General features: G+C 68.8%; 14 protein-coding genes, 3 rRNA genes and 3 pseudogenes. 7 read left to right on the top strand and 13 right to left on the bottom strand.

The window, feature by feature from the left end; all coding sequences use genetic code 11:
- The first annotated feature begins 99 nt into the window (after nucleotides 1–99).
- The 5 genes from FHX53_RS00095 to FHX53_RS00075 are packed head-to-tail and all read left to right on the top strand — an operon-like array spanning nucleotide 100 to nucleotide 5492.
- Entirely contained in the window at nucleotides 100–1236 is a 1137-nt protein-coding gene (locus FHX53_RS00095; protein ID WP_182489052.1) for a DUF7847 domain-containing protein, read from the top strand.
- Nucleotides 1233–1916, top strand: a complete 684-nt coding sequence (locus FHX53_RS00090; protein WP_182489050.1) for a DUF4129 domain-containing protein — start codon at nucleotides 1233–1235, stop codon at nucleotides 1914–1916. The genes FHX53_RS00095 and FHX53_RS00090 overlap by 4 nt, the downstream gene beginning before the upstream one ends.
- On the top strand, nucleotides 1913–3196 hold the full coding sequence (locus FHX53_RS00085; protein WP_182489048.1) for a DUF4350 domain-containing protein: 1284 nt from the start codon (nucleotides 1913–1915) through the stop codon (nucleotides 3194–3196). Before FHX53_RS00090 ends, FHX53_RS00085 begins: the two co-directional genes overlap by 4 nt.
- 14 nt (nucleotides 3197–3210) lie before the next feature.
- Entirely contained in the window at nucleotides 3211–4164 is a 954-nt protein-coding gene (locus tag FHX53_RS00080; RefSeq protein ID WP_182489045.1) for an AAA family ATPase, read from the top strand.
- Nucleotides 4165–4166: 2 nt separating this feature from the next.
- Entirely contained in the window at nucleotides 4167–5492 is a 1326-nt protein-coding gene (locus FHX53_RS00075) for a DUF58 domain-containing protein (RefSeq protein WP_182489043.1), read from the top strand.
- A 166-nt stretch (nucleotides 5493–5658) separates the two neighbouring features.
- Here the strand turns inward: FHX53_RS00075 and FHX53_RS14120 are convergent.
- The 4 genes and pseudogenes from FHX53_RS14120 to FHX53_RS00060 all read right to left on the bottom strand — a co-directional run.
- Nucleotides 5659–5886: pseudogene (locus tag FHX53_RS14120) on the bottom strand (FtsX-like permease family protein); the annotation flags it as partial.
- A gap of 72 nt (nucleotides 5887–5958) precedes the next feature.
- Nucleotides 5959–7452 (bottom strand): catalase, encoded by a 1494-nt coding sequence (locus FHX53_RS00070; RefSeq protein WP_182489041.1) that lies wholly within the window; start codon nucleotides 7450–7452, stop codon nucleotides 5959–5961.
- 104 nt (nucleotides 7453–7556) lie between these two features.
- Nucleotides 7557–7985 carry a Fur family transcriptional regulator gene (locus tag FHX53_RS00065; protein ID WP_343050702.1) on the bottom strand — a complete coding sequence of 143 codons (429 nt, stop codon included), beginning with the start codon at nucleotides 7983–7985 and terminating at the stop codon, nucleotides 7557–7559.
- 60 nt (nucleotides 7986–8045) lie between these two features.
- A complete protein-coding gene (locus FHX53_RS00060) occupies nucleotides 8046–9041 on the bottom strand; it encodes a stage II sporulation protein M (RefSeq protein WP_182489039.1) in 996 nt (331 codons plus the stop codon).
- A gap of 16 nt (nucleotides 9042–9057) precedes the next feature.
- Between FHX53_RS00060 and FHX53_RS00055 the strand changes: the two genes are divergently transcribed.
- Entirely contained in the window at nucleotides 9058–9921 is an 864-nt protein-coding gene (locus FHX53_RS00055; RefSeq protein ID WP_246335365.1) for an RDD family protein, read from the top strand.
- An 83-nt stretch (nucleotides 9922–10004) separates the two neighbouring features.
- Here the strand turns inward: FHX53_RS00055 and FHX53_RS00050 are convergent.
- From FHX53_RS00050 to FHX53_RS00020, 7 genes and pseudogenes are all read right to left on the bottom strand, one after another.
- A pseudogene (locus FHX53_RS00050) lies at nucleotides 10005–10391 on the bottom strand (transposase family protein); the annotation flags it as partial.
- Nucleotides 10392–10549: 158 nt separating this feature from the next.
- A 5S ribosomal RNA gene (gene rrf / locus FHX53_RS00045) occupies nucleotides 10550–10666 on the bottom strand.
- A 129-nt stretch (nucleotides 10667–10795) separates the two neighbouring features.
- Nucleotides 10796–13929, bottom strand: a 23S ribosomal RNA gene (locus FHX53_RS00040).
- Nucleotides 13930–14449: 520 nt separating this feature from the next.
- Nucleotides 14450–15970 (bottom strand): 16S ribosomal RNA (locus tag FHX53_RS00035).
- Together the 16S, 23S and 5S rRNA genes form the textbook arrangement of a ribosomal RNA operon.
- Before the next feature lie 576 nt (nucleotides 15971–16546).
- Nucleotides 16547–18064: an adenosylhomocysteinase gene (gene ahcY, locus FHX53_RS00030; protein WP_182489037.1), complete on the bottom strand. Its 1518-nt coding sequence runs from the start codon at nucleotides 18062–18064 to the stop codon at nucleotides 16547–16549.
- A 187-nt stretch (nucleotides 18065–18251) separates the two neighbouring features.
- Entirely contained in the window at nucleotides 18252–19667 is a 1416-nt protein-coding gene (locus FHX53_RS00025; RefSeq protein ID WP_182489035.1) for a phosphomannomutase/phosphoglucomutase, read from the bottom strand.
- Between the two features lie 45 nt (nucleotides 19668–19712).
- A complete protein-coding gene (locus FHX53_RS00020; protein WP_055858883.1) occupies nucleotides 19713–19925 on the bottom strand; it encodes a DUF3499 family protein in 213 nt (70 codons plus the stop codon).
- 34 nt (nucleotides 19926–19959) lie between these two features.
- Here FHX53_RS00020 and FHX53_RS00015 point away from each other — a divergent pair, with 34 nt between their 5' ends.
- Complete coding sequence (locus tag FHX53_RS00015) at nucleotides 19960–20418, top strand: metallopeptidase family protein (RefSeq protein WP_182489034.1); 459 nt, start codon at nucleotides 19960–19962, stop codon at nucleotides 20416–20418.
- 21 nt (nucleotides 20419–20439) lie between these two features.
- Here FHX53_RS00015 and FHX53_RS00010 read toward each other — a convergent pair whose 3' ends face one another.
- Together FHX53_RS00010 and FHX53_RS00005 are read right to left on the bottom strand one after the other, a co-directional pair.
- The gene (locus FHX53_RS00010; protein WP_182489033.1) at nucleotides 20440–21828 is read right to left on the bottom strand and encodes a DUF5719 family protein; all 1389 of its coding nucleotides are present in this window, start codon (nucleotides 21826–21828) and stop codon (nucleotides 20440–20442) included.
- A pseudogene (locus FHX53_RS00005) lies at nucleotides 21821–23846 on the bottom strand (hypothetical protein); the annotation flags it as partial. The gene FHX53_RS00010 and the pseudogene FHX53_RS00005, both read right to left, overlap by 8 nt.

Genomic DNA, 23846 nt, shown 5'->3' with positions numbered 1-23846 from the left:
CGCCTATCAGGCGAACCCGAGGGGTGTTCGCTACAGCCTAGACGAGTGTGACACCATACGTTCGTCAGGGAACGACCACGCCGTGAAGGACGCGAGACGATGACCGACAGCCCCACGTGGCAGTCCCCCGGAGCCTCGGCCGCTCCTGTTCCGCCGAGCAGCGAATCGCCGTGGCACGCGGCACAGGCCGCCCCGGCGGTCGCACCGCCCGCCGTCGGCTGGGCGCCGCCCCCGCGTCCCGGCCTCATCCCCCTGCGACCCCTGGACTTCGGCACGATCTTCGGGACGACCTTCCGCGTGCTCCGCCGCAACCCGCGACCCGTCTTCGGCGTCGCGATCGGACTGACCACGCTCGTCGCGTTCATCGCCGGTGCGGTCGTCACGGTCGTCGTCCTCCTCGGCACCGACCGCATCGCGCGCGCCGCTCCGGAGGACATGGAAGCGATCGCGATCGGCACAGGCGCGGTCGTCCTGATCTCCGCTCTCCTCACCGCCGCGCTCACGGTCGTCGCCGGGGCGCTGCTCCAGGGGGTCATCGCGATCGAGGTCGCGACCGCCTCCCTCGGCGAGCGCCTGACCTTCCGCCAGCTGTGGGCGCGGGGGCGCGGCCGCTGGGGCGCCCTCGTAGGCTGGTCCCTCCTCCTGAGCGCCCTCCTGGTGGTCGCGATCGCGATCCTCGTCGGGCTCGTCGTCCTCATGGTCTCCATCGGCGACGTGGGCGGCATCGTCGCCGGCGTCGTCGTCGGCGTCCTCGGCGGTCTCGGGATGGCCGTGCTCGCCTCCTGGCTCTGGATCAAGCTCCTCTTCGTCCCGCCCGCCCTCGTGCTCGAGCGCCGGCCCCTCCGCGAGTCCGTCGGCCGATCCTGGCGGCTCATCATCGGCCGCTTCTGGCGCACCTTCGGCATCATGCTCCTGCTGTCGGTCGCGATCCAGACCGCGGCGAGCGTCGTCACGGCCCCGTTCAGCCTCGTCTCCGGATTCGCCGGCGCACTCGTGAACCCGACCGGCGACCTAACGGCGGATCTGAGCTTCCTCATCGGCATCAACCTCATCGCGATCGCGCTGAGCGCCGTCGTCGGCGCAGTCGGCGCCGTGCTGCTCTCCGGCGGCGCGACGCTCCTCTACGTCGATGCCCGCATGCGCGACGAGGGGCTCGATCTCGATCTGCAGCGCACCGTCGAGGCGAGGGCGGCCGGCGCGAGTACAGACGACCCGTTCCTGCCCGCTCGGTCGTGACCCCCCGCCCTGCCGCTCCGGTCGTCACCGCACCCCTCGAGCCCGATGCCGACGGGGCGCGCGACCTCCTGCTCGACGAGCTGGCGAAGCTCGAGTACGCGCAGGCGCAGCCGACCTGGTTCGACCTGCTGACGCAGTCGATCATCGAGTGGTTCGCGAATCTGGAGTTCGGCGGGACGGGCGGCCTGCCCCTCGGGGTCCTCCTCGTCGGCGGCGTGCTCATCGCCCTGGCCGTCATCGCCGCGCTGATCATCTACGGCCTGCCGCGCTGGCGACGCCGGTCGCGGGCGGGCGACGATCTCTTCGGCGAGAGCGACGCGCGCTCGGCACGCGAGCTGCGACGGAATGCTGCGGCGGCGGCCGCGCGCGACGACTGGCATACAGCCATCGCCGACCGCTACCGGGCGATCGCGCGCTCCCTCGACGAGCGGACGCTCGTCGCGCTCCTCCCCGGCACGACCGCGCACGCGGTCGCCCGGCAGGCGGCGCGCGCGTTCCCCGACGCCGGCGCCGACCTCGAGGCGGCGGCCGATCTGTTCGACGGCGTGCGCTACCTCGCGCATGACGGCGATCGCGACGGCTACGAGCGGGTCCGTGCACTGGACGATCGGCTCGTCGGGGCCACGCCGCTCCTCGAGCGGGCGACGGGCTCCCCCGACCTCGTCGAGGCTCCGCGATGACGGCGACGAGCACGGACGAGGGCAGCGCACGCGGCGTCGTGACCGGCGCGCCGGTGCATTCGGCGCAGCACGTCGTCACCCCGACCGCGCGTCGGGCTCTCCGCCGTGCGCTCTTCTGGATCGTCCTCGCGGCCCTCCTCGTCGCGTTCGCCGCCGTGTACGGACTCACGAGCCGATCGACCGCGGAGGCCGATCGCTTCGCCGCCGATGAGGCCGCGCCGGCCGGCTCTCGCGCGCTCATCGAGGTTCTGCGCGACTCCGGAGTCGACGTCGTGACGGTCGACACCCTGGGCGCGGCCCTCGCTGCGGTCGACGACCCGGCCGCGACGACGCTCGTCGCCGCCGATCCGCGTGCAGTGCTCTCCGCTGAGCAGTGGGGCGACCTCGACGGCGCCGCGCCCTCGCTCGTCCTCGTCGAGCCCCCAGCGCTCGCGGTCGGAACTCTCGCTCCCGCGGTCGGGCCAGGGATCCCTTCCCTGGGCGGCGTGAGGGATGAGCCGGGATGCTCGCTCCCGGCCGCTCAGCGCGCCGGGTCGATCACGACCGACGGCGTGGTCCTCGACGCCACGGGCGCGGCCTCGACCGGAGCCGACGTCGAGGTGTGCTTCCCCGGCGGCGAGGGCGAAGGCGGCGCGGCGCTCGTGTCGCTCGACCAGCCTGCCGGGGGCGCGCTGCACCTGATCGGCGCGGGCGGCGTCGTGCAGAACGGCCTCATCGGACGGGAGGGCAACGCCGCGCTCGCGCTCGGACTCGTGGGCGAGCATCCGCGCCTCGTCTGGTACGTCGCGTCGACGGCGGACATCGTGGACGGGGCGACCGAGCTGTCGGAGCTCTACCCCGGCTGGGTGAACCCGATCGCGTGGCTCGCGCTCACGGTCGGGCTCGCCGCCGCCGTATGGCGCGGCCGTCGCCTCGGACCTGTCGTGATCGAGAACCTGCCGGTCGTCGTGCGCACGACCGAGACCATGGAGGGCCGCGCGCGCCTCTACGCCCGCGAAGGCTCGCGTCTACGCGCGCTCGACGCTCTTCGGGTCGGCACGCTGCGCCGCCTCGCCGAGGGCCTCGCGCTCGGCAGCGCCGCCGGCCTCGACAACATCATCACCGCCGTCGCGGGCATCACCGGCCGCGATCGGGCGGGCCTGCGCGCCCTGCTCGTCGACCGCGAGCCGCAGGACGACGGCGAGCTCATCGCGCTCTCCGACGAGCTGCTCGAGCTCGAGCGCCTCGTCCAGCGTCGCGTCGCGCTCTCCGACGACCGCCCCGAACCGACCACCCGATAAAGAGGAGAACGACCATGGACAGCGACCTGCGGGCATCCTTCGCGAACGTGCGGAGCGAGGTGGGCAAGGCCGTCGTCGGCCAGGACGCGGCCGTGAGCGGGCTCATGGTCGCGCTGCTCGCGAACGGGCACGTGCTGCTCGAGGGCGTTCCCGGCGTGGCGAAGACGCTCCTCGTCCGCTCGCTCAGCCACGCGCTCAGCCTCACGACGACGCGCGTGCAGTTCACGCCGGATCTCATGCCGGGCGACGTCACGGGCTCGGTCGTGTACGACGCGAAGAACGGCGACTTCGAGTTCCGGCGCGGGCCCGTCTTCACGAACATCCTGCTCGCGGACGAGATCAACCGCACTCCCCCGAAGACGCAGTCGTCGCTGCTCGAGGCCATGGAGGAGCGGCAGGTCACCGTCGATGGAACGACCCATCCGCTGCCGGATCCATTCCTCGTCGCGGCGACGCAGAACCCCGTCGAGTACGAAGGCACGTACACGCTGCCCGAGGCGCAGCTCGACCGCTTCCTGCTCAAGCTCGTGCTCGACCTGCCGCCGCGGGAGGCCGAGGTCGAGGTGCTTCGGCGCCACGCGGACGGCTTCAGCGCGCGCGACCTCGCCGCCGCGGGGCTGCGGCCCGTGCTCGGCGCCGAGCAGATCACGGCCGCGCGGGCCGAGGTGGCGAAGGTCGGCGCGACGCCCGAGCTGCTCGCCTACCTCGTCGACCTCGCGCGCGGCACGCGCCAGAGCCCTTCGGTGCGCCTGGGCGTGAGCCCGCGCGGCACGACGGCGCTGCTCGCCGCGACCAAGGCGTGGGCGTGGCTGTCGGGCGCCGAGGCGATCACTCCCGACCACGTGCAGCAGATGATCCTGCCCGTGTGGCGGCACCGCATCGGCCTGCGGCCCGAGGCCGAGCTGGAGGGCGTCTCGGCCGACACCATCCTGCGCTCGGTCGTGCAGCAGACCCAGGTCCCGCTGTAGCCGTGGCCGTCACCGGGTGGTTCGTCGCGCTCGTCGCTCTCGGCGCCGTGCCCGTCGTGCTGCTCGCGAACGGGTGGGCGTACGTCGGCTGGGTCGGACTCTGCCTCGTGCTCATGGCGGTGGATGCCGCGCTCGCGGCCTCCCCGCGCGCCACGTCGCTCGCGCGGTCCGGCCCCGATCGCGTGCGCCTGACCGAGCAGGCCGAGGTGACCCTGCTCGTCACCAACGGCTCGCGCCGCCGCTTGCGCGGCGTGATCCGCGACGCGTGGGAGCCCTCGGCCGGAGCGACTCCCCGACGGCAGCGGATCGACGTGCCCGCGGGCGAGCGCCGCGCGGTGCGCAGCGTGCTGCGGCCGTGGCGGCGCGGCGAGCGGCGGGCCGCGATGGTGACGATCCGCGCGATCGGGCCGATGCGGCTCGCGGGGCGGCAGGCGAGCATCCGCGTGCCGGGAGGCATTCGGGTGCTGCCCGAGTTCTCCGCGCGGCGCCACCTGCCCTCGCGGCTCGCCCGCCTGCGCGAGCTCGACGGCCGCACCTCGCTCATGGTGCGAGGGCAGGGCACCGAGTTCGACAGCCTGCGCGAGTATGTGCGCGGCGACGACGTGCGCTCGATCGACTGGCGCGCGACGGCGCGGCGGGCCGGCGGACCCGGACCGGCGGGGTCGCCCGCGCCGACGCTCATGGTGCGGACCTGGCGGCCCGAGCGCGACCGGCACGTCGTCGTGATCGTCGACTCGGGTCGAACCGCCGCAGCGCGCATCGCCGATGAGACGCGCATCGACACCGCCTTCGAGTCGACTCTGCTGCTGTCGGCCCTCGCCGACCGCGCGGGCGACCGCGTCGACGTCGCCGTGTTCGACCGGCGCGTGCGCGGGCGCGTGCAGGGGGCGCGCGGCGCCGACCTGCTCGCGAAGCTCGTCGACACCATGGCGCCCATCGACCCCGAGCTGCTCGAGACCGACTGGACGGCCGTGCCCTCGCTCGTGCGCTCGATGACATCGCAGCGCGCGCTCGTCGTCATCGCGACGCCGCTCGACTCGCCAGGATCCACGCGGGGGCTCCTCGCGATGCTGCCGCAGCTGACGCACAAGCATCTCGTGCTCGTCGCGGCCGTCACCGACCCCGCGCTGCTGTCGGCGGCGGCGGATCGCTCGGACCGAGCATCCGTCTACCGCGCCGCGGCGGCCGAGCGGGCGATGCTGGATGCTCAGCGCGTGGCCGCGGCGGTGAAGCGCCTCGGCGCCGACGTCGTGACGGCCGCACCGCTCGATCTTCCGCCCGCCGTCGCCGACCGGTATCTCGCGTACAAGGCCGCCGGGCGGCTGTAGCGGCGATGCTCGGTCGGCCAGACACAGCCGCCCTCGACGAAATGAAGGGAGCGGGGCCGCACTGATCGGCGTGTCGACGCCGACACGCCGTCGGAACACCGCTCGCTCCCTTCACTTGGTCGAACAGCGCATCGTGTGCGGGTCGGGCGCCGACGGCGATGACCAGGGGGACGCCGAGGGCGGCGATCCCGAGCTGGAGGAGCGGCGGCGCGAACGGCATCGGGCCGCCCGGCAGCGCGAGGGCACCCGCCGCGAGGAGGCCGAGGCCCGCCCCGACGACGGCGCCGATGCCTGCGAGCAGCACGGCCTGCCAGAAGCTCACCGCGCGGCGCAGGCGACGCGTCGCACCCATCGCCCCGAGGATCGCCTCGTCGCGTCGAGAGGTTCTCGGGATCGGCGTGTCGCCGCTCCCGCGAACGGGCCGCCCCTCCGTGCGGAGAGGCGACCCGTCAGTCGAGGATGCCCGCTACTTCGCGGCGGTCGGCGCCGGTACGAGGGTCTCCCGCGGCTCGGCGATCCCCGGAAGACCGGCCGCGACGTGAGCACCGATCGTGGGCTCGATGCTCGTCCAGTACTGGATGACGCGCTCGCGCAACTCGGGGATCGTCACGCCCGAGACGTGCCCGATGATCGTCGCGACGAGCCGGTCGCGCTGGGCATCGTCCATCACCCGGGTGATGAGCTCGCGCGCCTGGCCGTAGTCGTCGTCGTCCGCGTGCACGGTCGCCGAAGTGCGGATGAGCTCGCCGTCCATCTCCCAGCCGCGGTCGGGGCCGTGCGCGGCCGCGTCGGCGTGCGGGCCGCCGAACGAGTTCGGCGCGTAGACGGGCTGGTCCGCGGGCGGGAAGGAGTACGTCATCGCGCCTTCCTTCGAGTAGGCGTGCGCCTCGGTCTTCGGCGCGTTGACCGGCAGCTGCGCGTGGTTGGTGCCCACGCGGTAGCGGTGCGCGTCGGCGTAGCTGAAGATGCGCGCCTGCAGCATGCGGTCGGGGCTCGCGGCGATGCCGGGCACGAAGTTCGACGGCGCGAAGGTCGCCTGCTCGATCTGCGCGAAGAAGTTCTCCGGGTTGCGATTCAGCGTCAGGCGCCCGACCGGGATCAGCGGGTAGTCGGCCTTCGGCCACACCTTCGTGAGGTCGAACGGGTTGAAGCGGTAGGTCTTCGCCTCCTCGTACGGCATGACCTGCACCGACAGCTGCCACGAGGGGTGCTCGCCGCGCTCGATCGCCTCGAAGAGATCGCGGCGGTGCAGGTCGGCGTCCTCACCGGCGATGCGGTCCGCCTGCTCCTGCGTGAGCGTCTCGTGGCCCTGCTCGGTGCGGAAGTGGTACTTCACCCAGAATCGCTCGCCCGCGGCGTTGATCCACTGGTAGGTGTGCGACCCGAAGCCGTCCATGTGCCGCCACGACGACGGGATGCCCCGATCGCCCATCAGCCACGTCACCTGGTGCGACGACTCCGGCTGCAGCGTCCAGAAGTCCCACTGCATGTTGTGGTCGCGGAGTCCCGATCCCGGCAGTCGCTTCTGCGAGCGGATGAAGTCGGGGAACTTGATGCCGTCCTTGATGAAGAAGACGGGCGTGTTGTTGCCCACGAGGTCGTAGTTGCCCTCGGAGGTGTAGAACTTCAGCGCGAATCCGCGCGGATCGCGCCACGTGTCAGGGCTGCCCTGCTCGCCGGCGACCGAGGAAAAGCGCGCGAGCGTCTCGGCCGTCGCCCCCGGCTGCAGGAACGCGGCCCGGGTGTACGCCGACACGTCGTGGGTGGTCTCGAACACGCCGAAGGCCCCGCCGCCCTTGGCGTGCACGACGCGCTCGGGCACGCGCTCGCGATTGAACTGGGCGAGCTTCTCGACCAGGTAGTGGTCGGTGAGCGGGATGACGCCGTCGGCGCCGACGGTCTGCGAATGCTGATCGCTCGCCACGGGGGCGCCGGAGGTGGTCGTCGTACGGTTCGTCACGCGGAAGGGCTCCTTCAGGGGGTGGGGAAATGGACTGTGCTCGAGGCGCGCACGATCGACCGAGAGCCACGGACATCCGCGGCGCTCGTCGGTCGGAGAGCGCGCTAGGTGATGGCCGCCGATGCGGCGCACGCGGGGCACAGGCCCCAGAACGTCACCTCGGCGGTCGTCACCGTGAAGCCGCCCGTGCTCGACGGCACGAGGCACGGGGCCTCGCCGACGACGCAGTCGACATCGCCAACGGCGCCGCACCGGGTGCAGACGACGTGGTGGTGGTTGTCGCCGGTGCGGCGCTCGTAGCGCGCGGGGCTCCGCGCGGGTTCGATGCGCCGCAGGAGGCCGGCGGCCGTCAGGTCGCCGAGCACGTTGTGCACCGCCTGCAGCGTGAGGCGATCGCCGCCGGCCACGAGGGCGGCGTGGATGCGATCGGCCTCGCTGTGCGGCATCCGCTCGATGGTGCGCAGCACCGCCAGGCGGCCGGCGGTCACCCGCAGGCCCGCCTCGCGGAGGAGCGTCTCATCGGTCACGGGCACCTCTCGACCCTATCCCTTTTCGTGAATGAGTCCAAAACATGATGGATTCAGGATGCTCACTCAGTCGGCGACGACGACGCGGGCGCCCCTGCTGATGGGGTCGAGGTCGCCGGTCTCGCCGTCGCGGGTCGCGGCGCGGCCCACGCCCCACTGCAGCCAGAGGAACCATGCGAGCGCGAGGGCGCCGATGCCGATGCGGATGACGTCGGGCCACTCCTGCCGCGTGACGTACCCCTCGACGATCCCGCTCACGAGCAGTCCGACGACGAGGCCGCCGATCACCGCGAAGAGCGCGCGGCCGTCCTCGGCAAGAGCCTGCAGTCGGGTGCGCGAGCCCGGTGCGACCCAGGCCCAGAAGATCATGAGCCCCGCCGCCGCCGCGACGAAGATGCAGTACAGCTCGAGCTGGCCGTGCGGGGCGATGTTGAGGAAGAACACGTCGAGGCGGTCGAACTCGGCCATGATCGCCGCGCTCTGGCCGACTCCCTGAGCGTTCTGCAGGAGGACGAACGGCACCCAGAACCCCGAGATGCCGAACGCGACGCACTGCGCGGCGATCCAGGCGTTGTTGACCCACACTTGGCCGGCGAACGACGCCTCGGACGACTCGGAGTAGTAGTTGACGAAATCCTGCTCGGCGTACCGGCGCAGCATCTCGTAGTCGCCGAGGCTCGCGAGCACCGCCGGGTTCGAGCCGATCCACACTGCATAGAGCGCCGCGACGATCGTGAAGAGGGCGGCGACCACGAGCGTCAGAAACCGGATGCGGTACAGCGCCGCCGGGACCTCCCGCGTCGCGTACCGCGCGAGCTGCGCGAGCGGCTCGGCCTGCGCGCCGGTGAAGCGCAGACGCGCCCGCGACAGCGCAACGGAGAGGCGCTCGCGCTCCGGCACGTCGCCCGCGGTCGTCGAGATCGCCGAGAGGTGGGTGGCGGCCGCCTGATAGTGGTCGATGAGCTCGTCCGCGTCGCGACCGGCGAAGCGGCGTCGGCGCGCGAGCGCATCAAGGCGGTCCCACTCGTCGGAGTGGGCGGCGGAGTACGCGTCGAGATCCATCTGTTTAGATGATGGCATGTCCGGTTCTGCGTCGGCCCCGATCGCGAACGGGATGGACTACGACGCGGAGCGAGAGCTCCTCACCGGCGAAGCGGTCGCCCTGCAGCTCCGGGCGTCGAGCGTCATCCTCCGCGCCGCGGGCGCCGCGATCGACTATCTCGTGTACGTCGTCGGCACGGGGCTGCTCGTCTGGCTGCTGCTCGAGACGGCGCCGTCGCTCGGCGTGCCCGAGAACCTCTACGCCGCCGTCGCGATCTCGAGCGCTGTGCTCGGGCTCGTGATCGTCCCCGCCGTGGTCGAGACCGCCTCGCAGGGGAAGTCGCTCGGGCGGTGGGCCCTCGGCGATCGCATCGTGCGCGACGACGGCGGGGCCGTGTCGTTCCGGCACGCGTTCATCCGCTCCTTCGTCGGCCTCTTCGAGATCGTCCTCACGCTCGGAGGCGCTGCGGTCATGATCGCGATGCTCAACGCGCGGGCGAAGCGCCTCGGCGACCTCATCGCAGGGACGTACAGCCAGTACGAGCGCATCGCCCGGATCGCTCCTCGGACTTTCGGTGTGCCGGGGAGCCTCGCCGACTGGGCCGAGACTGCCGATGTTGCCCGCCTCCCCGATGTGCTCTCCCGCCGAATCGCGCAGTTCCTCGCGCAGGCCGGCGGGCACACCCCGGCCACGCGCCAGAGGCTCGCCGCCGCCCTGGCGCGGGATGCGGCCGTGTTCGTCTCGCCCGTTCCCGACGCCGACCCCGAGCTCTTCCTCGCCGCCGTCGCAGTGCTGCGCCGCGAGCGGGAGGCGCGGGCGCTCGATCTCGAGCGGGCTCGCCTCGAGCAGCTCGCGCCGACGCTCGGAGCGCTGCCCCACGGGTTCCCCGACCGCGGCTGAACCGACGTCGACGTGGCACCGGGGCGCTCCGCCCCGATCCAGGCCGCGGGCACACTCCGGTGCCGGGGGTTGGGCCATTAACGGGCTCCTCGTAAGATCGTGAGATGGTCCACCACGAGCGCGGTGAGCGCCCAGGTGAGCGCTCCACGGGACAGCTTCAACCTCGGCGCAGCCGCCGCGGTGGTGTCCTGCCGCCACGACCTCCCGCAGCCCGAGCACCGGTAGCGGCGCACCCGCACCAACAGGACCGTCGGCCGCCCACCGAACGGGACATGCGCCAGCCGTCTGGCCTCGGTGCCGCGCGAGATGCCCTCAGCCCCGCACCACCGACACCACTGGTCGGCCTCGACGAACCGGCACTCCAACACTGCCAGGTGGCGCTGGACCCGCTGCCCGACGGCCACGAGCCCGAGCTCATCAAGACGGCAGAATACGGTCAGATCGGCAGGGTCGAAGGTAGCGTTGAACACGTCGAGGTCTTTCGGATCGGCAGCGTGAGAAATTCCATCCTGGAAGACCTCGACCCATCTGCACGGATCGACGCGCTACCGACCTACCCCCTCAAATGCGAAGAGCCCATTAACGACGAGAAGCCCCTCCACGAATGGAGGGGCTTCTCTCGAAAGAAGTCCGGCGGTGTCCTACTCTCCCACGAGGTCACCCTCGCAGTACCATCGGCGCAGAAGGTCTTAGCTTCCGGGTTCGGAATGTAACCGGGCGTTTCCCCTTCGCTATGGCCGCCGAAACACTATTGATTTATCAATCGTTTACGGACAGAACTCACTAGAAGTGTTTCTGTGCGCGATTCCCGACCGTCAATCAGGAACCACAAAGTGGACGCAAGCGCATACTCCCCCCACCACAAGGGTGGGGTGTTGTCAAGTCATCGGCTTATTAGTACAGGTCAGCTGCAAGGGTCTTTAGTCCCCTCTTCCACATCCTGCCTATCAACCCAGTAATCTGGCTGGGAGCCTCTCACCCCGAAGGGTATGGAAGTCTCATCTTGAGGCCGGCTTCCCGCTTAGATGCTTTCAGCGGTTATCCATCCCGAACGTAGCTAATCAGCGGTGCTCCTGGCGGAACAACTGACACACCAGAGGTTCGTCCAACCCGGTCCTCTCGTACTAGGGTCAGATCCTCTCAAACTTCCTACGCGCGCAGCGGATAGGGACCGAACTGTCTCACGACGTTCTAAACCCAGCTCGCGTACCGCTTTAATGGGCGAACAGCCCAACCCTTGGGACCTACTCCAGCCCCAGGATGCGACGAGCCGACATCGAGGTGCCAAACCATGCCGTCGATATGGACTCTTGGGCAAGATCAGCCTGTTATCCCCGAGGTACCTTTTATCCGTTGAGCGACAGCGCTTCCACAAGCCACTGCCGGATCACTAGTCCCGACTTTCGTCCCTGCTCGACCTGTCAGTCTCACAGTCAAGCTCCCTTGTGCACTTACACTCGACACCTGATTGCCAACCAGGTTGAGGGAACCTTTGGGCGCCTCCGTTACTTTTTGGGAGGCAACCGCCCCAGTTAAACTACCCACCAGGCACTGTCCCTGAACCGGATTACGGTTCTAAGTTAGACATCCAGAGTGACCAGAGTGGTATTTCAACAACGACTCCACCGACACTAGCGTGCCAGCTTCACAGTCTCCCACCTATCCTACACAAGCCACACCGAACACCAATACCAAGCTGTAGTAAAGGTCACGGGGTCTTTCCGTCCTGCTGCGCGTAACGAGCATCTTTACTCGTAGTGCAATTTCGCCGAGTTCGCGGTTGAGACAGCTGGGAAGTCGTTACGCCATTCGTGCAGGTCGGAACTTACCCGACAAGGAATTTCGCTACCTTAGGATGGTTATAGTTACCACCGCCGTTTACTGGGGCTTAAATTCGTAGCTTCGCTTGCGCTAACCACTCCTCTTAACCTTCCAGCACCGGGCAGGCGTCAGTCCGTATACATCGTCTTGCGACTTGGCACGGACCTGTGTTTTTAGTAAACAGTCGCTTCCCACTGGTCTCTGCGGCCTTCAACGCTCCAGGAGCCATGTTCCCTCGAAAGAGAACGTCCCTTCACGAATCCGGCCCCCCTTCTCCCGAAGTTACGGGGGCATTTTGCCGAGTTCCTTAACCACGATTCTCTCGATCTCCTTGGTATTCTCTACCTGACCACCTGAGTCGGTTTGGGGTACGGGTGACTAGAACCTCGCGTCGATGCTTTTCTCGGCAGCATAGGATCACTGATTTCCCCCGTGAGGGGTACGCATCGGATCTCAGGCTATGTGAGGAACGGATTTGCCTATCCCTCGCCCTACGTCCTTACACCGGGACTACCATCGCCCGGCTCAGCTACCTTCCTGCGTCACACCTGTTAATACGCTAGCCGCACCAGCATAGGGTCGTGTGCTAGCCCCAACGCCTCACCCCGAAGGGCTCAGTCAGAGGGATTCGGACACTTAGCATTACTGGATTGACTTGGGCGGTTCTTCGTCAGTACGGGAATATCAACCCGTTGTCCATCGACTACGCCTGTCGGCCTCGCCTTAGGTCCCGACTTACCCAGGGCGGATTAACCTGGCCCTGGAACCCTTGGTCTTTCGGAGGACGGGTTTCTCACCCGTCTTTCGCTACTCATGCCTGCATTCTCACTCGTGTGGCCTCCACGGCTGGTTCACACCGCCGCTTCACTGCCCACACGACGCTCTCCTACCGATCCGCACGGCTGGACCACGAAGGCCTACCTAATATGCGAATCCTACGACTTCGGTGGTGTGCTTGAGCCCCGTTACATTGTCGGCGCGGAATCACTTGACCAGTGAGCTATTACGCACTCTTTCAAGGGTGGCTGCTTCTAAGCCAACCTCCTGGTTGTCTGTGCAACTCCACATCCTTTCCCACTTAGCACACGCTTAGGGACCTTAGTCGGTAGTCTGGGTTGTTTCCCTCTCGACAATGAAGCTTATCCCCCACTGTCTCACTGCTGCGCTCTCACTTACCGGCATTCGGAGTTTGGCTGACGTCAGTAACCTTTTGGGGCCCATCGGCCATCCAGTAGCTCTACCTCCGGCAAGAAACACGCAACGCTGCACCTAAATGCATTTCGGAGAGAACCAGCTATCACGAAGTTTGATTGGCCTTTCACCCCTATCCACAGCTCATCCCCTCAGTTTTCAACCTAAGTGGGTTCGGTCCTCCACGACGTCTTACCGTCGCTTCAACCTGGCCATGGATAGATCACTTCGCTTCGGGTCTAGGACATGCGACTGAATCGCCCTATTCAGACTCGCTTTCGCTACGGCTACCCCACACGGGTTAACCTCGCCACATATCGCTAACTCGCAGGCTCATTCTTCAAAAGGCACGCCGTCACCGCTGCTAGGGCGGCTCCGACGGATTGTAAGCAAACGGTTTCAGGTACTATTTCACTCCCCTCCCGGGGTACTTTTCACCTTTCCCTCACGGTACTTGTCCGCTATCGGTCATCTGGGAGTATTTAGGCTTATCAGGTGGTCCTGACAGATTCACACGGGATTTCTCGGGCCCCGTGCTACTTGGGATACTCTCCGGGCCATTACGACATTTCGACTACGGGGTTGGCACCCTCTATGACTGGCCTTTCAAGAACCATTCGTCTATATCGCGCTGTAACCCTTGGAGATCGGCAGATCCCCTGGAAAGTCCCACAACCCCGACCATGCAACACCTGCCGGCTATCACACATGATCGGTTTAGCCTCTTCCGCGTTCGCTCGCCACTACTGACGGAATCACTGTTGTTTTCTCTTCCTGTGGGTACTGAGATGTTTCACTTCCCCACGTTCCCTCTACCCGCCCTATATATTCAGGCGGGAGTCACTAGGTCGGCACGCCGCCCAGCGGGGTTTCCCCATTCGGACATCCTCGGATCACGGCTCGCTTATCAGCTCCCCGAGGCTTATCGCAGATTGCTACGTCCTTCTTCGGCTCCAGATGCCAAGGCATCCACCGTTTGCTCTTAGAAACTTGACTACATGAGTATGTTGAATCGATCGTGCGCCGAACAGCACCCTCGAGAGGATGCCTCGCTGCGCAGACCAATGATCTATCCAGATCTCTCGATCTGGTGATCTTCAGAAATCACCAACCCTGCGTGGTTTAACCCAGCACGAATCGATGTTTCTAAGATGCTCGCGTCCACTGTGTAGTTCTCAACGTACGGTCGGCACTCCCTGCCCTGACGCATCAGCGTCGCAGCTCGGAAGTCCGAGAAACCAGCTCCCCGCCCCCGCCACCTGGCAGCTTCGGCCCGTAAGCCCCACTGCCCGCGAGCGTTCGCGGTGCCCGGTCCCTCAGGACCCAACAGCGTGCATGTGCCAGGAGAACCGCCGACCGCCGTTCCAGACCCCTCAAGAGAGGTCGTACTGAGCAGACGATGAACGCCCGACACCCAAGTCAATGTTCCACCCATGAGCTCCCGCCGCAGAACGTACGCCTGCGATGCGGGTTCTGGCCGCAGCGAACCGAGGCTCGCGCAGCAGATGCTCCTTAGAAAGGAGGTGATCCAGCCGCACCTTCCGGTACGGCTACCTTGTTACGACTTAGTCCTAATCACCGATCCCACCTTCGACAGCTCCCTCCTTGCGGTTGGGCCACTGGCTTCGGGTGTTACCGACTTTCATGACTTGACGGGCGGTGTGTACAAGGCCCGGGAACGTATTCACCGTGGCGTTGCTGATCCACGATTACTAGCGACTCCAACTTCATGAGGTCGAGTTGCAGACCTCAATCCGAACTGAGACCGGCTTTTTGGGATTCGCTCCACCTTACGGTATCGCAGCCCTTTGTACCGGCCATTGTAGCATGCGTGAAGCCCAAGACATAAGGGGCATGATGATTTGACGTCATCCCCACCTTCCTCCGAGTTGACCCCGGCAGTCTCCCATGAGTTCCCACCATAACGTGCTGGCAACATAGGACGAGGGTTGCGCTCGTTGCGGGACTTAACCCAACATCTCACGACACGAGCTGACGACAACCATGCACCACCTGTATAGAGACCTTGCGGGGCGTACATTTCTGCACGTTTCCTCTATATGTCAAGCCTTGGTAAGGTTCTTCGCGTTGCATCGAATTAATCCGCATGCTCCGCCGCTTGTGCGGGCCCCCGTCAATTCCTTTGAGTTTTAGTCTTGCGACCGTACTCCCCAGGCGGGGAACTTAATGCGTTAGCTGCGACACAGAAACCGTGGAATGGTCCCTACATCTAGTTCCCAACGTTTACGGCGTGGACTACCAGGGTATCTAATCCTGTTCGCTCCCCACGCTTTCGCTCCTCAGCGTCAGTTACGGCCCAGAGATCTGCCTTCGCCATCGGTGTTCCTCCTGATATCTGCGCATTCCACCGCTACACCAGGAATTCCAATCTCCCCTACCGCACTCTAGTCTGCCCGTACCCACTGCAGGCGCGAGGTTGAGCCTCGCGTTTTCACAGCAGACGCGACAAACCGCCTACGAGCTCTTTACGCCCAATAATTCCGGACAACGCTTGCACCCTACGTATTACCGCGGCTGCTGGCACGTAGTTAGCCGGTGCTTTTTCTGCAGGTACCGTCACTTGCGCTTCTTCCCTGCTAAAAGAGGTTTACAACCCGAAGGCCGTCGTCCCTCACGCGGCGTTGCTGCATCAGGCTTGCGCCCATTGTGCAATATTCCCCACTGCTGCCTCCCGTAGGAGTCTGGGCCGTGTCTCAGTCCCAGTGTGGCCGGTCACCCTCTCAGGCCGGCTACCCGTCGTCGCCTTGGTGAGCCATTACCTCACCAACAAGCTGATAGGCCGCGAGTCCATCCTTGACCAAAATTCTTTCCAACTCCTAGCCATGCGGCTGAAGCTCGTATCCGGTATTAGACGTCGTTTCCAACGCTTATCCCAGAGTCAAGGGCAGGTTACTCACGTGTTACTCACCCGTTCGCCACTAATCCACCAGAGCAAGCTCCAGCTTCATCGTTCGACTTGCATGTGTTAAGCACGCCGCCAGCGTTCGTCCTGAGCCAGGATCAAACTCTCCGTAAATGTTTGATAGCCGAACGACCCGAAGGCCGAGCGACACATCTAGTTGCGACAACCGCCACCGAAGTGATGAGCTGCCGCGAGTTTGTCTGACTGAAGTTCGAATATCTACTGACATTCGTTTCAATCCAAAGGAATCTCAACCGGCCGACGATGTCGACCGACGAGGATAATTTGGCATTGACTTAGTGCACGCTGTTGAGTTCTCAAGGATCGGGCGCACCTGACCTCGCGCTTCGCAGCGCTCGCAACAGGGCTCTTCCTTCCGGCTCCCCGTCGACTGGCCGGCTCTCGAGAGAGCCGCTGTCATCGGAGGGGATCCGCTTCCCGCTCCTCCACGCATCGGAACGGCGAGCCGTTCTGGCTGAGAAGGAGGGGGTTCGTTTCCGCTTGGGGTTCGGGAGGCTTTTCGCTCTCCCGCCCGCTTGGGGCAACAGGTAGATACATTACGGCCGAGCGGGGCGTCGGGCAAATCCTCGTCGGCTCGGGCGTGTCGCGGGCGATCAGGGTCCGGGATGCCTCTGCCGAGGTGCGGGAACGGGCCCGGTGCATCGCACCGGGCCCGCATCCGTCAACGCGTCAGTAGCGGTAGTGATCGACCTTGTACGGGCCCGCAGGATCGACGCCGATGTAGGCGGCCTGGCGGGGGGTGAGCTCGGTGAGCTTCACGCCGAGGGCGTCCAGGTGCAGGCGCGCGACCTTCTCGTCGAGCGCCTTCGGTAGAACGTGGACGCCGAGCGGGTACGCGTCGAGATTCGTGTGCAGCTCGAGCTGGGCGAGCACCTGGTTCGTGAACGAGGCGCTCATCACGAAGCTCGGGTGCCCCGTCGCGTTGCCGAGGTTCATCAGACGCCCCTCGCTCAGCACGAGGATCGATCGCCCGGTCGGCAGGCGCCACTCGTGCACCTGCGGCTTGATCTCGATTCGCTCGGCCCCCGGCAGGCTCTCGAGCCCCGCCATGTCGATCTCGTTGTCGAAGTGACCGACGTTCGCGACGATCGCCAGGTGCTTGAGGCCCTGGAGGTGCTCGAGCGTCACGACCGACTCGTTGCCCGTCGCGGTGACGAGGATGTCGATCTCGCCGATGACGTCGTCGAGCCGGGCGACCTGATAGCCGTCCATCGCGGCCTGCAGCGCGTTGATCGGGTCGATCTCGGAGACGATGACGCGTGCGCCCTGACCGCGGAGGGCATCCGCGCTGCCCTTGCCCACGTCGCCGTAGCCGCACACGAAGACGGTCTTGCCGCCCATGAGCACGTCGGTAGCGCGGTTGAGGCCGTCGGGCAGCGAGTGCCGGATGCCGTACTTGTTGTCGAACTTGCTCTTCGTGACCGAGTCGTTGACGTTGATGGCGGGGAAGAGCAGCTGGCCGTCGCGGTGCAGCTCGTACAGGCGGTGGACGCCCGTCGTGGTCTCCTCCGTCACGCCGATGATGCCCTGGCCGACGCGGGTCCAGCGCTGCGGGTCGCTCGCGAGCGAGGCGCGGAGCACATCGAGGACGACGCGCCCTTCCGCGCTCTCGTCGGCCGCGGCATCCGGCATCGCGCCTGCCGCCTCGAACTCGGTGCCCTTGTGCACCAGGAGGGTCGCGTCGCCGCCGTCGTCGAGGATCATCGTCGGGCCCAGCGGGGCGCCAGAGGAGTCGACGCCGAAGTCGAAGATCTGCTGCGTGGCCCACCAGTACTCCTCGAGGGTCTCGCCCTTCCAGGCGAAGACCGGGGTTCCCTCGGGCGCCTCGGGGGTGCCGGTGCGGCCGACGACGACAGCGGCGGCGGCCTCGTCCTGCGTAGAGAAGATGTTGCAGCTCGCCCAGCGCACGTCGGCGCCGAGGGCGACGAGCGTCTCGATGAGCACGGCGGTCTGCACGGTCATGTGCAGCGACCCGGCGATGCGGGCCCCGGCGAGCGGCTGGTGCGGCCCGAACTCCTCGCGGAGGGCCATGAGGCCGGGCATCTCGTGCTCGGCGAGCCGCAGCTGGTGGCGCCCCGACTCGGCGAGGGAGAGGTCGCGCACGGCGAAGGGAACGCCGTTGCGCTCGATCACGCGGGCGAGGGGGGATGCGGGGGCGCTCGCAGGAGCGCCGGTCTCGATGGCCATGCGGGCATTCTCGCAGGACTCGGCGCACGCCCGCTGAGCGCGAGCCGGGGGTGCGGCCCGCGCGGGGGTGAGAGAAGCGCGGCCGAGCGATCGAGTACATAAGTGGCGAATGAGCCCGAAACTTCGCGGGCAACCGTGGCGAACGCACTCAACCGTGCGAGAGGCGCTCGACGCGGATGGCGCGCGGCTACGCGCGGATCAGGCCCAGCACCTCGTCGCGGATCGCCGCCATGACCTCGGGCGTCTGCGCCTCGGCGTTGAGGCGCAGCAGCGGCTCGGTGTTCGAGGGGCGCACGTTGAACCAGAACCAGCCGTCATCGGCGCTGCCGGTGAAGGTGAGCCCGTCGAGCTCGTCGATCTCGGCGCGACCGGCGAAGGCCTCGACGATGCGCGTGTACGCGGCGGGCACGTCGGTCACGGTCGAGTTGATCTCGCCGCTCGCGGTGTACGGGGTGTACTGCGCGGCGAGCTTCGAGAGCGGACCGTCGAACGCACCGTACTGGGATAGCAGGTGCATCGCCGCGAGCATGCCGTTGTCCGCGCCCCAGAAGTCGCGGAAGTAGTAGTGCGCCGAGTGCTCGCCGCCGAAGATCGCGCCCGTCTCGCGCATGCGGTCCTTGATGAGCGAGTGCCCGACGTTCGTGCGGACGGGCTCGGCCCCCGCCGCCTCGATCGTCTCGGCGACGATGCGCGAGGTGATGAGGTTGTGGATGACGTGGATCTCGCCCGTCTCGCCTGCTGAGCGCACGCGGTCGATCTCGCGCTGCGCCACGATCGCGGCGACTGCGCTCGGCGTCACGGGCTGGCCGAGCTCGTCGATGACGAAGCAGCGGTCGGCGTCGCCGTCGAACGCGAGCCCGAGGTCGGCGCCGTGATCGAGCACGGCCTTCTGCAGGTCGACGAGATTGGCGGGCTCGAGCGGGTTCGCCTCGTGGTTGGGGAAGGTGCCGTCGAGCTCGAAGTAGAGCGGGATGATCTCGAGCGGGAGCGGCGCGAGGCCCGCGGCGGTTCCGAGGACGGCGGGCGCGGTCATCCCGCCCATGCCGTTTCCGGCGTCGACGACGATGCGCAGCGGGCGGATGCCCGACAGATCGACGAGGGATCTCAGGTACGCGGCGTAGTCGGCCAGCACGTCGCGCACTGAGTAGCCGCCCGGCTCGGCCACGGCCGGGACGGCCCCCGCCTCGAGGTATGCCTGCGCGCGGTCGCGGATACCGGCGAGCCCCGTCGCGAGGCTGATGCCCTGCGCACCGGCCCGCGAGAACTTGATGCCGTTGTAGGTCGCCGGGTTGTGGCTCGCGGTGAACATCGCGGCGGGCGCGTCGTACCGGCCCGAGGCGAAGTAGGACTCGTCGGTCGAGCACAGCCCGAGGTTGACGACGTGAGCGCCGCGGGCCTGCGCGCCGCGGGCGAAGGCGGCGACGAAGCCGGGCGAGGAGTCGCGCATGTCGTGACCGACCATCACCTCGAGCCCCGCCGAACCGATCTCGTCGACGAAGCCGGCGCCGAGCGCCTCGACGACCTCGTCAGTCAGCTGGGAGCCGACGAGCCCTCGGACGTCGTAGGCCTTGATGAACTGACTGAGATCGGGTGCGGTGCTCACCGCTCCACCGTACCGGGGCGCGGGCGGGCGACCGGCGGGCGTCGCTCAGCCGACCTCGCCGAGCGCCGAGTAGCGCACGACCTGCCAGCCCTGCGGGGCGGAGAGCGACTGCGAGTGGCGCGAGCACAGGTCGTAGCTGTGCGGTTCGGGTCGTGCGCTGAGGGGGCCGAGGACGGCCATCGAGTCGGCGTACACGTAGGTGAGCGTGCTCACCGCCGTCTCGCCGCACGCGACCTTGCTGCACCCTCGACCGCTCATCACCTTCAGCATACGGCGGCGATACGCTGGAGCCATGCCGTTCGCCTCGCGTCGTCCGCGCTCGTACGCGAGCCCCCGGGCGCTCCCGAGCGCACGGGCGCGCGCGCGGCACGGCCGCAACGGCCGATCCCCCGTGACCGGGCCCGACCTTCCCCTCGCCCACACCCGTCTCGACGCTTTCGAGGCGACCGTGCAGGCGACCGCCGACTACCTGCAGGACCTCTGGCCGGACGAGCTCGCCGCCCTCCGCATCGAGGTGCTGCCGATGCCCGATCAGCCGCCGGGAGTCTCGGGCGTTGCGCGCTGGCGGGTGATCCCGCAGCACCGTCTCGTCGTGCTCTACCGGATCCCGATCGAGCGCATGAGCCGCCTGCACCGGGAGGACGACTGGCACCGCCGGCTCATGGTGGAGTCGTGCGTGTTCCGCGCCGTCGGCGAGCTCATCGGCAAGGATCCGTGGGATCTCGCGCCCGACCGGTTCCGGCACTGGTAGCGCCATCCGTCGCTCTCCGGGCTACGGGAGGACGGTGATCGGTCGCGGGGCGGCGATCGGGGCGAGGATGCGCGATGACGCGAGCCCCGCATCCGTCAGATACGAGACGGACGCCCGCACCTCCCCGCTCACGATCATCACAGGCGCCGTGCTTCCCGCGAGCTCCAGGCTCGTGCGCGATCGGGGACCGAGCTCGACGAGAGCGTCGTCGACCGTCACGATCGCGCCATCGTCGGGGGCGACGAGGTGCAGGCGCGCTCCCGCACCCGGAGCGACGGCGAACACGATGTCACCGTCCTCGTCGTCGAGGAGAGGCGCCGCGGTGAACCACGCCGAGTCGATGCCCCCGTCGCTGGCCGTCGAGGCGCGCGCGGCGGCGACGACCGGCCTGGTCGCGTCGATGATGACGCTGTAGTCGCCGTCGGCGAGGTCGCCGAGGGCGATGTCGACGACGGCGCCCGGCTCGACGCGAGCGGTGAGAGCCGTTCCCGCTCCCCCGGCGTCGGGCAGCAGGCTCACGGTGATGTCGGCCGGCTCGTCGCCGGGCGCGAGGACTCGGAGCACTGTCGAGAAGTCGGTGGCGCCGAGGGCGGCCGCGGCGACGGCGAGGCCCTCGCCGTCGCCGACGGGCAGCACAGGGATGACGACGCGCTCTCTCGGCGCGCTCACGGGCGTGACGATGTCGACTCCCGCGGGCTCGAGTCCGACGATCGTCGACTGTTGGAGGGTCGCCGCGACCGCGCCGCCGCGGCTCGTGATGCCGACCACGGGCGACGACTGATCCGGGGCGAGCCCGGACAGCGGGATGACGCGCTGGGCGCCGGGCGGGACGATGAGGCCCGAGCTGCCCGCGGTGTCGAGCGGCCCGTCCGCGCCCCAGACCGAGAGGTCGACGGTCGCGGCGACCTCTCCGGGGTTGCTCAGCACGATCGTGCTCGATCGGCCGGTCGTCGTGCTCCCGCCGACGAGCCACGAGGTCGGTGCGGGAGGGAGGCACTCGGCGACGGCGAGGCCACGCAGCTCGGGCTCGTCGAGCTCCTGCCGCTCGGTCGCGGAGACGTCGTCGGCGGGCGCCTCGGCCGGGAGCTCGACGATCACCGCTCCCCCATCGACCGCGTCGCTCTCGCCGATCGCACGCTCGACGAGCCCCTCGCCCGCGCTGCGGCGGACGGGCTCGCCCACGGCGATGATCTCGGGCTCGGGCCCGCGCGAGAGCCCCAGGACGGGGCCGCCGCACACGAGCGACTGCGTCGCGCGCACCGGGGTGACCTCGACCGTCGTCGGCCGCGCCGTGATCACCGGCCCCGGCACGGCGAGCACTCCGACGACGAGCGCGGCGGCGGCGCCCGCGCCGAGCAGCGCGACGCCGACGTGGCGTCCGCGCGCCAGGAGCAGGAGCCGATCAGTCATCGTCGTCCTCGGGGTCGAACGTCGTGGCGGGGTCGTCGATCGTGCCGTCCTCCGCGCGCATCCGGCGGGGGCGCGGCCCCGTGGGCGCGGCGAGCAGCAGCGTCAGAGCGAGGATGCCGAGCTGGCCGACGAGGATCGGGAGCGCAGTCGCGGGGAGCGCCGCGATCGCGGCCGGGGTCTCGTCGGCGGCGACGACCCGCCACAGCCGGCCGGCATCCGTGTCCCCGACCGCGACGAGGAGCACGTTCGCGTCGAGGGCGGCGGAGACGTCGGCGGAGGCGACCGAGCCGGAAGGGTCGAGCGGGGCGTCGACACCGGTCGTGCGGGCGCGCTCGGCCAGTAGGACGAATCGCACGTCCTCCTGCTCGATGAGCGGGGCCACGTCGAGTCCGCTGCGCACGGCGAGGCTCGCGGCGAGCTCGGCGAGGCGCTCCTGCTCGGGGGTGGCGTCGGCATCGCTCGCGAGGCCGACCGTCGCGGGAAAGGTGCGGTGGACGACGAGAGAGTCGCCGGCTCCCCGCTCGATGCGCGCCGCGAGGCCGACGTCGACCGGCGTGAGAACGAGCGTGGCGATGCTCGCGTCGGCGACCGCGTCGGCCGCGACGATCGCCGGCAGGGTGCGGTCGGGTCCCGGTCCGACGCTCGCCGTGCCGAGGAGGAGCATCGCGAGGGCCGGGCTCGCGGCGAGCGCGCTCGCGAGCACGAGGACGAGTGCGGGAACGGCCGCGGCGCGGCGGAGACCGTCGAGGGCGACGCCCGCGGCGAGCGCGAGTCCGAGCCAGTAGAGGCCGAGGGCAGGGGCGGGGTCGACGCGCACCGCGACCCCCTCGGCCGTGACCACGGCGACCCCCGACACCAGGACGGCGAGGGCGAGGCCCGATGCGGCGGCGACGAGGGGGACGACAGCGCGCGACCCGCCGCGCAGCCCGAGGGCGAGGAGCGAGAGGGCCGCGAGCGGAGCGGCGAGAGCGGCGAGCACCGCCGCGACGACGAGGGGCGGCGCCTCGGCGGGCAGGAGCGCGGCGACCGGCCCCAGCGCGATCGAGAGGTCGGGCCAGCCGAGGAGCAGCCCGGTGGGAGCGATCCCCGCCGGCTGCGAGGGAAGGCCGGGGTCGGCGAGGAGGCCGAGCGGAGTGCCCCTCAGCACGTGCGCAACGGCGAGGGGCGCGAAGAGCGCCGCCGTCGGCACGACGAGGGTGAGCAGTCGAACGACCCGCCGCGGGTTGGCGGCCATCCAGGCCGCCCAGACCACCACGAGGGCGATGCCGAGAGAGGGGGCGGATGCGATGGTCACCGCCGCGAGGAGCCCCGCGACCGCGGTCGCGCTCCACGATCGCGGCGCGCGCGCGGCCGCGACGACGAGCCACGGCAGAGCCAGCAGTGCCACGAGGGCGGGGAGCCGCCCGTCGACGAGCGACACCGCGACCGCGGGCGCGAGCGCGTAGACGGAGGCGACCGCGGCCGCGGGGCCGCGCCGCTCGACGAGGTGAGCGGCGGCCCACCACGCGCCGAGCGCCGCGAGCGCCGGAGCCACGACCCACAGCGCGACGACCGCGAGCGATGGCTGCCAGACGGTCAGCGACCCGAGGGCCGCCAGGACGAAGGCGAAGGGGTCGGCGGGACCGTCGTCGGTCGCGAGGGTCGCCGCCCAGAGCGCGGGGACATCCGGCGCCAGGGGGCCGAGCGCGCCGCCCGCGAGGGCGGGCGCTGCGAGGAGTGAGGACATGAGGAGGCCGCCGGTGAGGGCGAAGCCCGCGACGACGAGGCCGCCTCCGGGGAAGAAGTCGGGTCGGGGGCGGGCCTGCGCCTCACCGGCGCCGAGGAGGGCGTCGCGGCCGATCGCCCGGCGGCGGCGCACCTCGTCCGGCGTCATGCGCAAGGCGTCGATCGCGGCCCATCCGACGGACCGCGACCGCGCGATGCGGCGGCGGGCAGTGGGGATGGCCGCGCCCGAGAACGCGATGGCGAACGCGGCGCCGAACTCGCCGAGCACGCGCGTCGGGCGCTTGCCGAGAAGG

The organism is Microcella alkalica (assembly GCF_014137945.1).
GTDB classification, from domain to species: domain Bacteria; phylum Actinomycetota; class Actinomycetes; order Actinomycetales; family Microbacteriaceae; genus Microcella; species Microcella alkalica.
Note: the sequence above shows the minus strand (reverse complement) of the source record. Positions and strands in the feature narration are given on the sequence as shown.

Bases quoted from the DNA above. Each gene is read 5' to 3' on its own strand.
- FHX53_RS00060 (WP_182489039.1), bottom strand. From the start codon at position 9,041: ATGGATCTCGACGCGTACTCCGCCGCCCACTCCGACGAGTGGGACCGC.
- FHX53_RS00010 (WP_182489033.1), bottom strand. From the start codon at position 21,828: ATGACTGATCGGCTCCTGCTCCTGGCGCGCGGACGCCACGTCGGCGTC.
- FHX53_RS00055 (WP_246335365.1), top strand. From the start codon at position 9,058: ATGTCCGGTTCTGCGTCGGCCCCGATCGCGAACGGGATGGACTACGAC.
- FHX53_RS00015 (WP_182489034.1), top strand. From the start codon at position 19,960: ATGCCGTTCGCCTCGCGTCGTCCGCGCTCGTACGCGAGCCCCCGGGCG.
- ahcY (WP_182489037.1), bottom strand. From the start codon at position 18,064: ATGGCCATCGAGACCGGCGCTCCTGCGAGCGCCCCCGCATCCCCCCTC.
- FHX53_RS00080 (WP_182489045.1), top strand. From the start codon at position 3,211: ATGGACAGCGACCTGCGGGCATCCTTCGCGAACGTGCGGAGCGAGGTG.
- FHX53_RS00095 (WP_182489052.1), top strand. From the start codon at position 100: ATGACCGACAGCCCCACGTGGCAGTCCCCCGGAGCCTCGGCCGCTCCT.
- FHX53_RS00020 (WP_055858883.1), bottom strand. From the start codon at position 19,925: ATGAGCGGTCGAGGGTGCAGCAAGGTCGCGTGCGGCGAGACGGCGGTG.
- FHX53_RS00085 (WP_182489048.1), top strand. From the start codon at position 1,913: ATGACGGCGACGAGCACGGACGAGGGCAGCGCACGCGGCGTCGTGACC.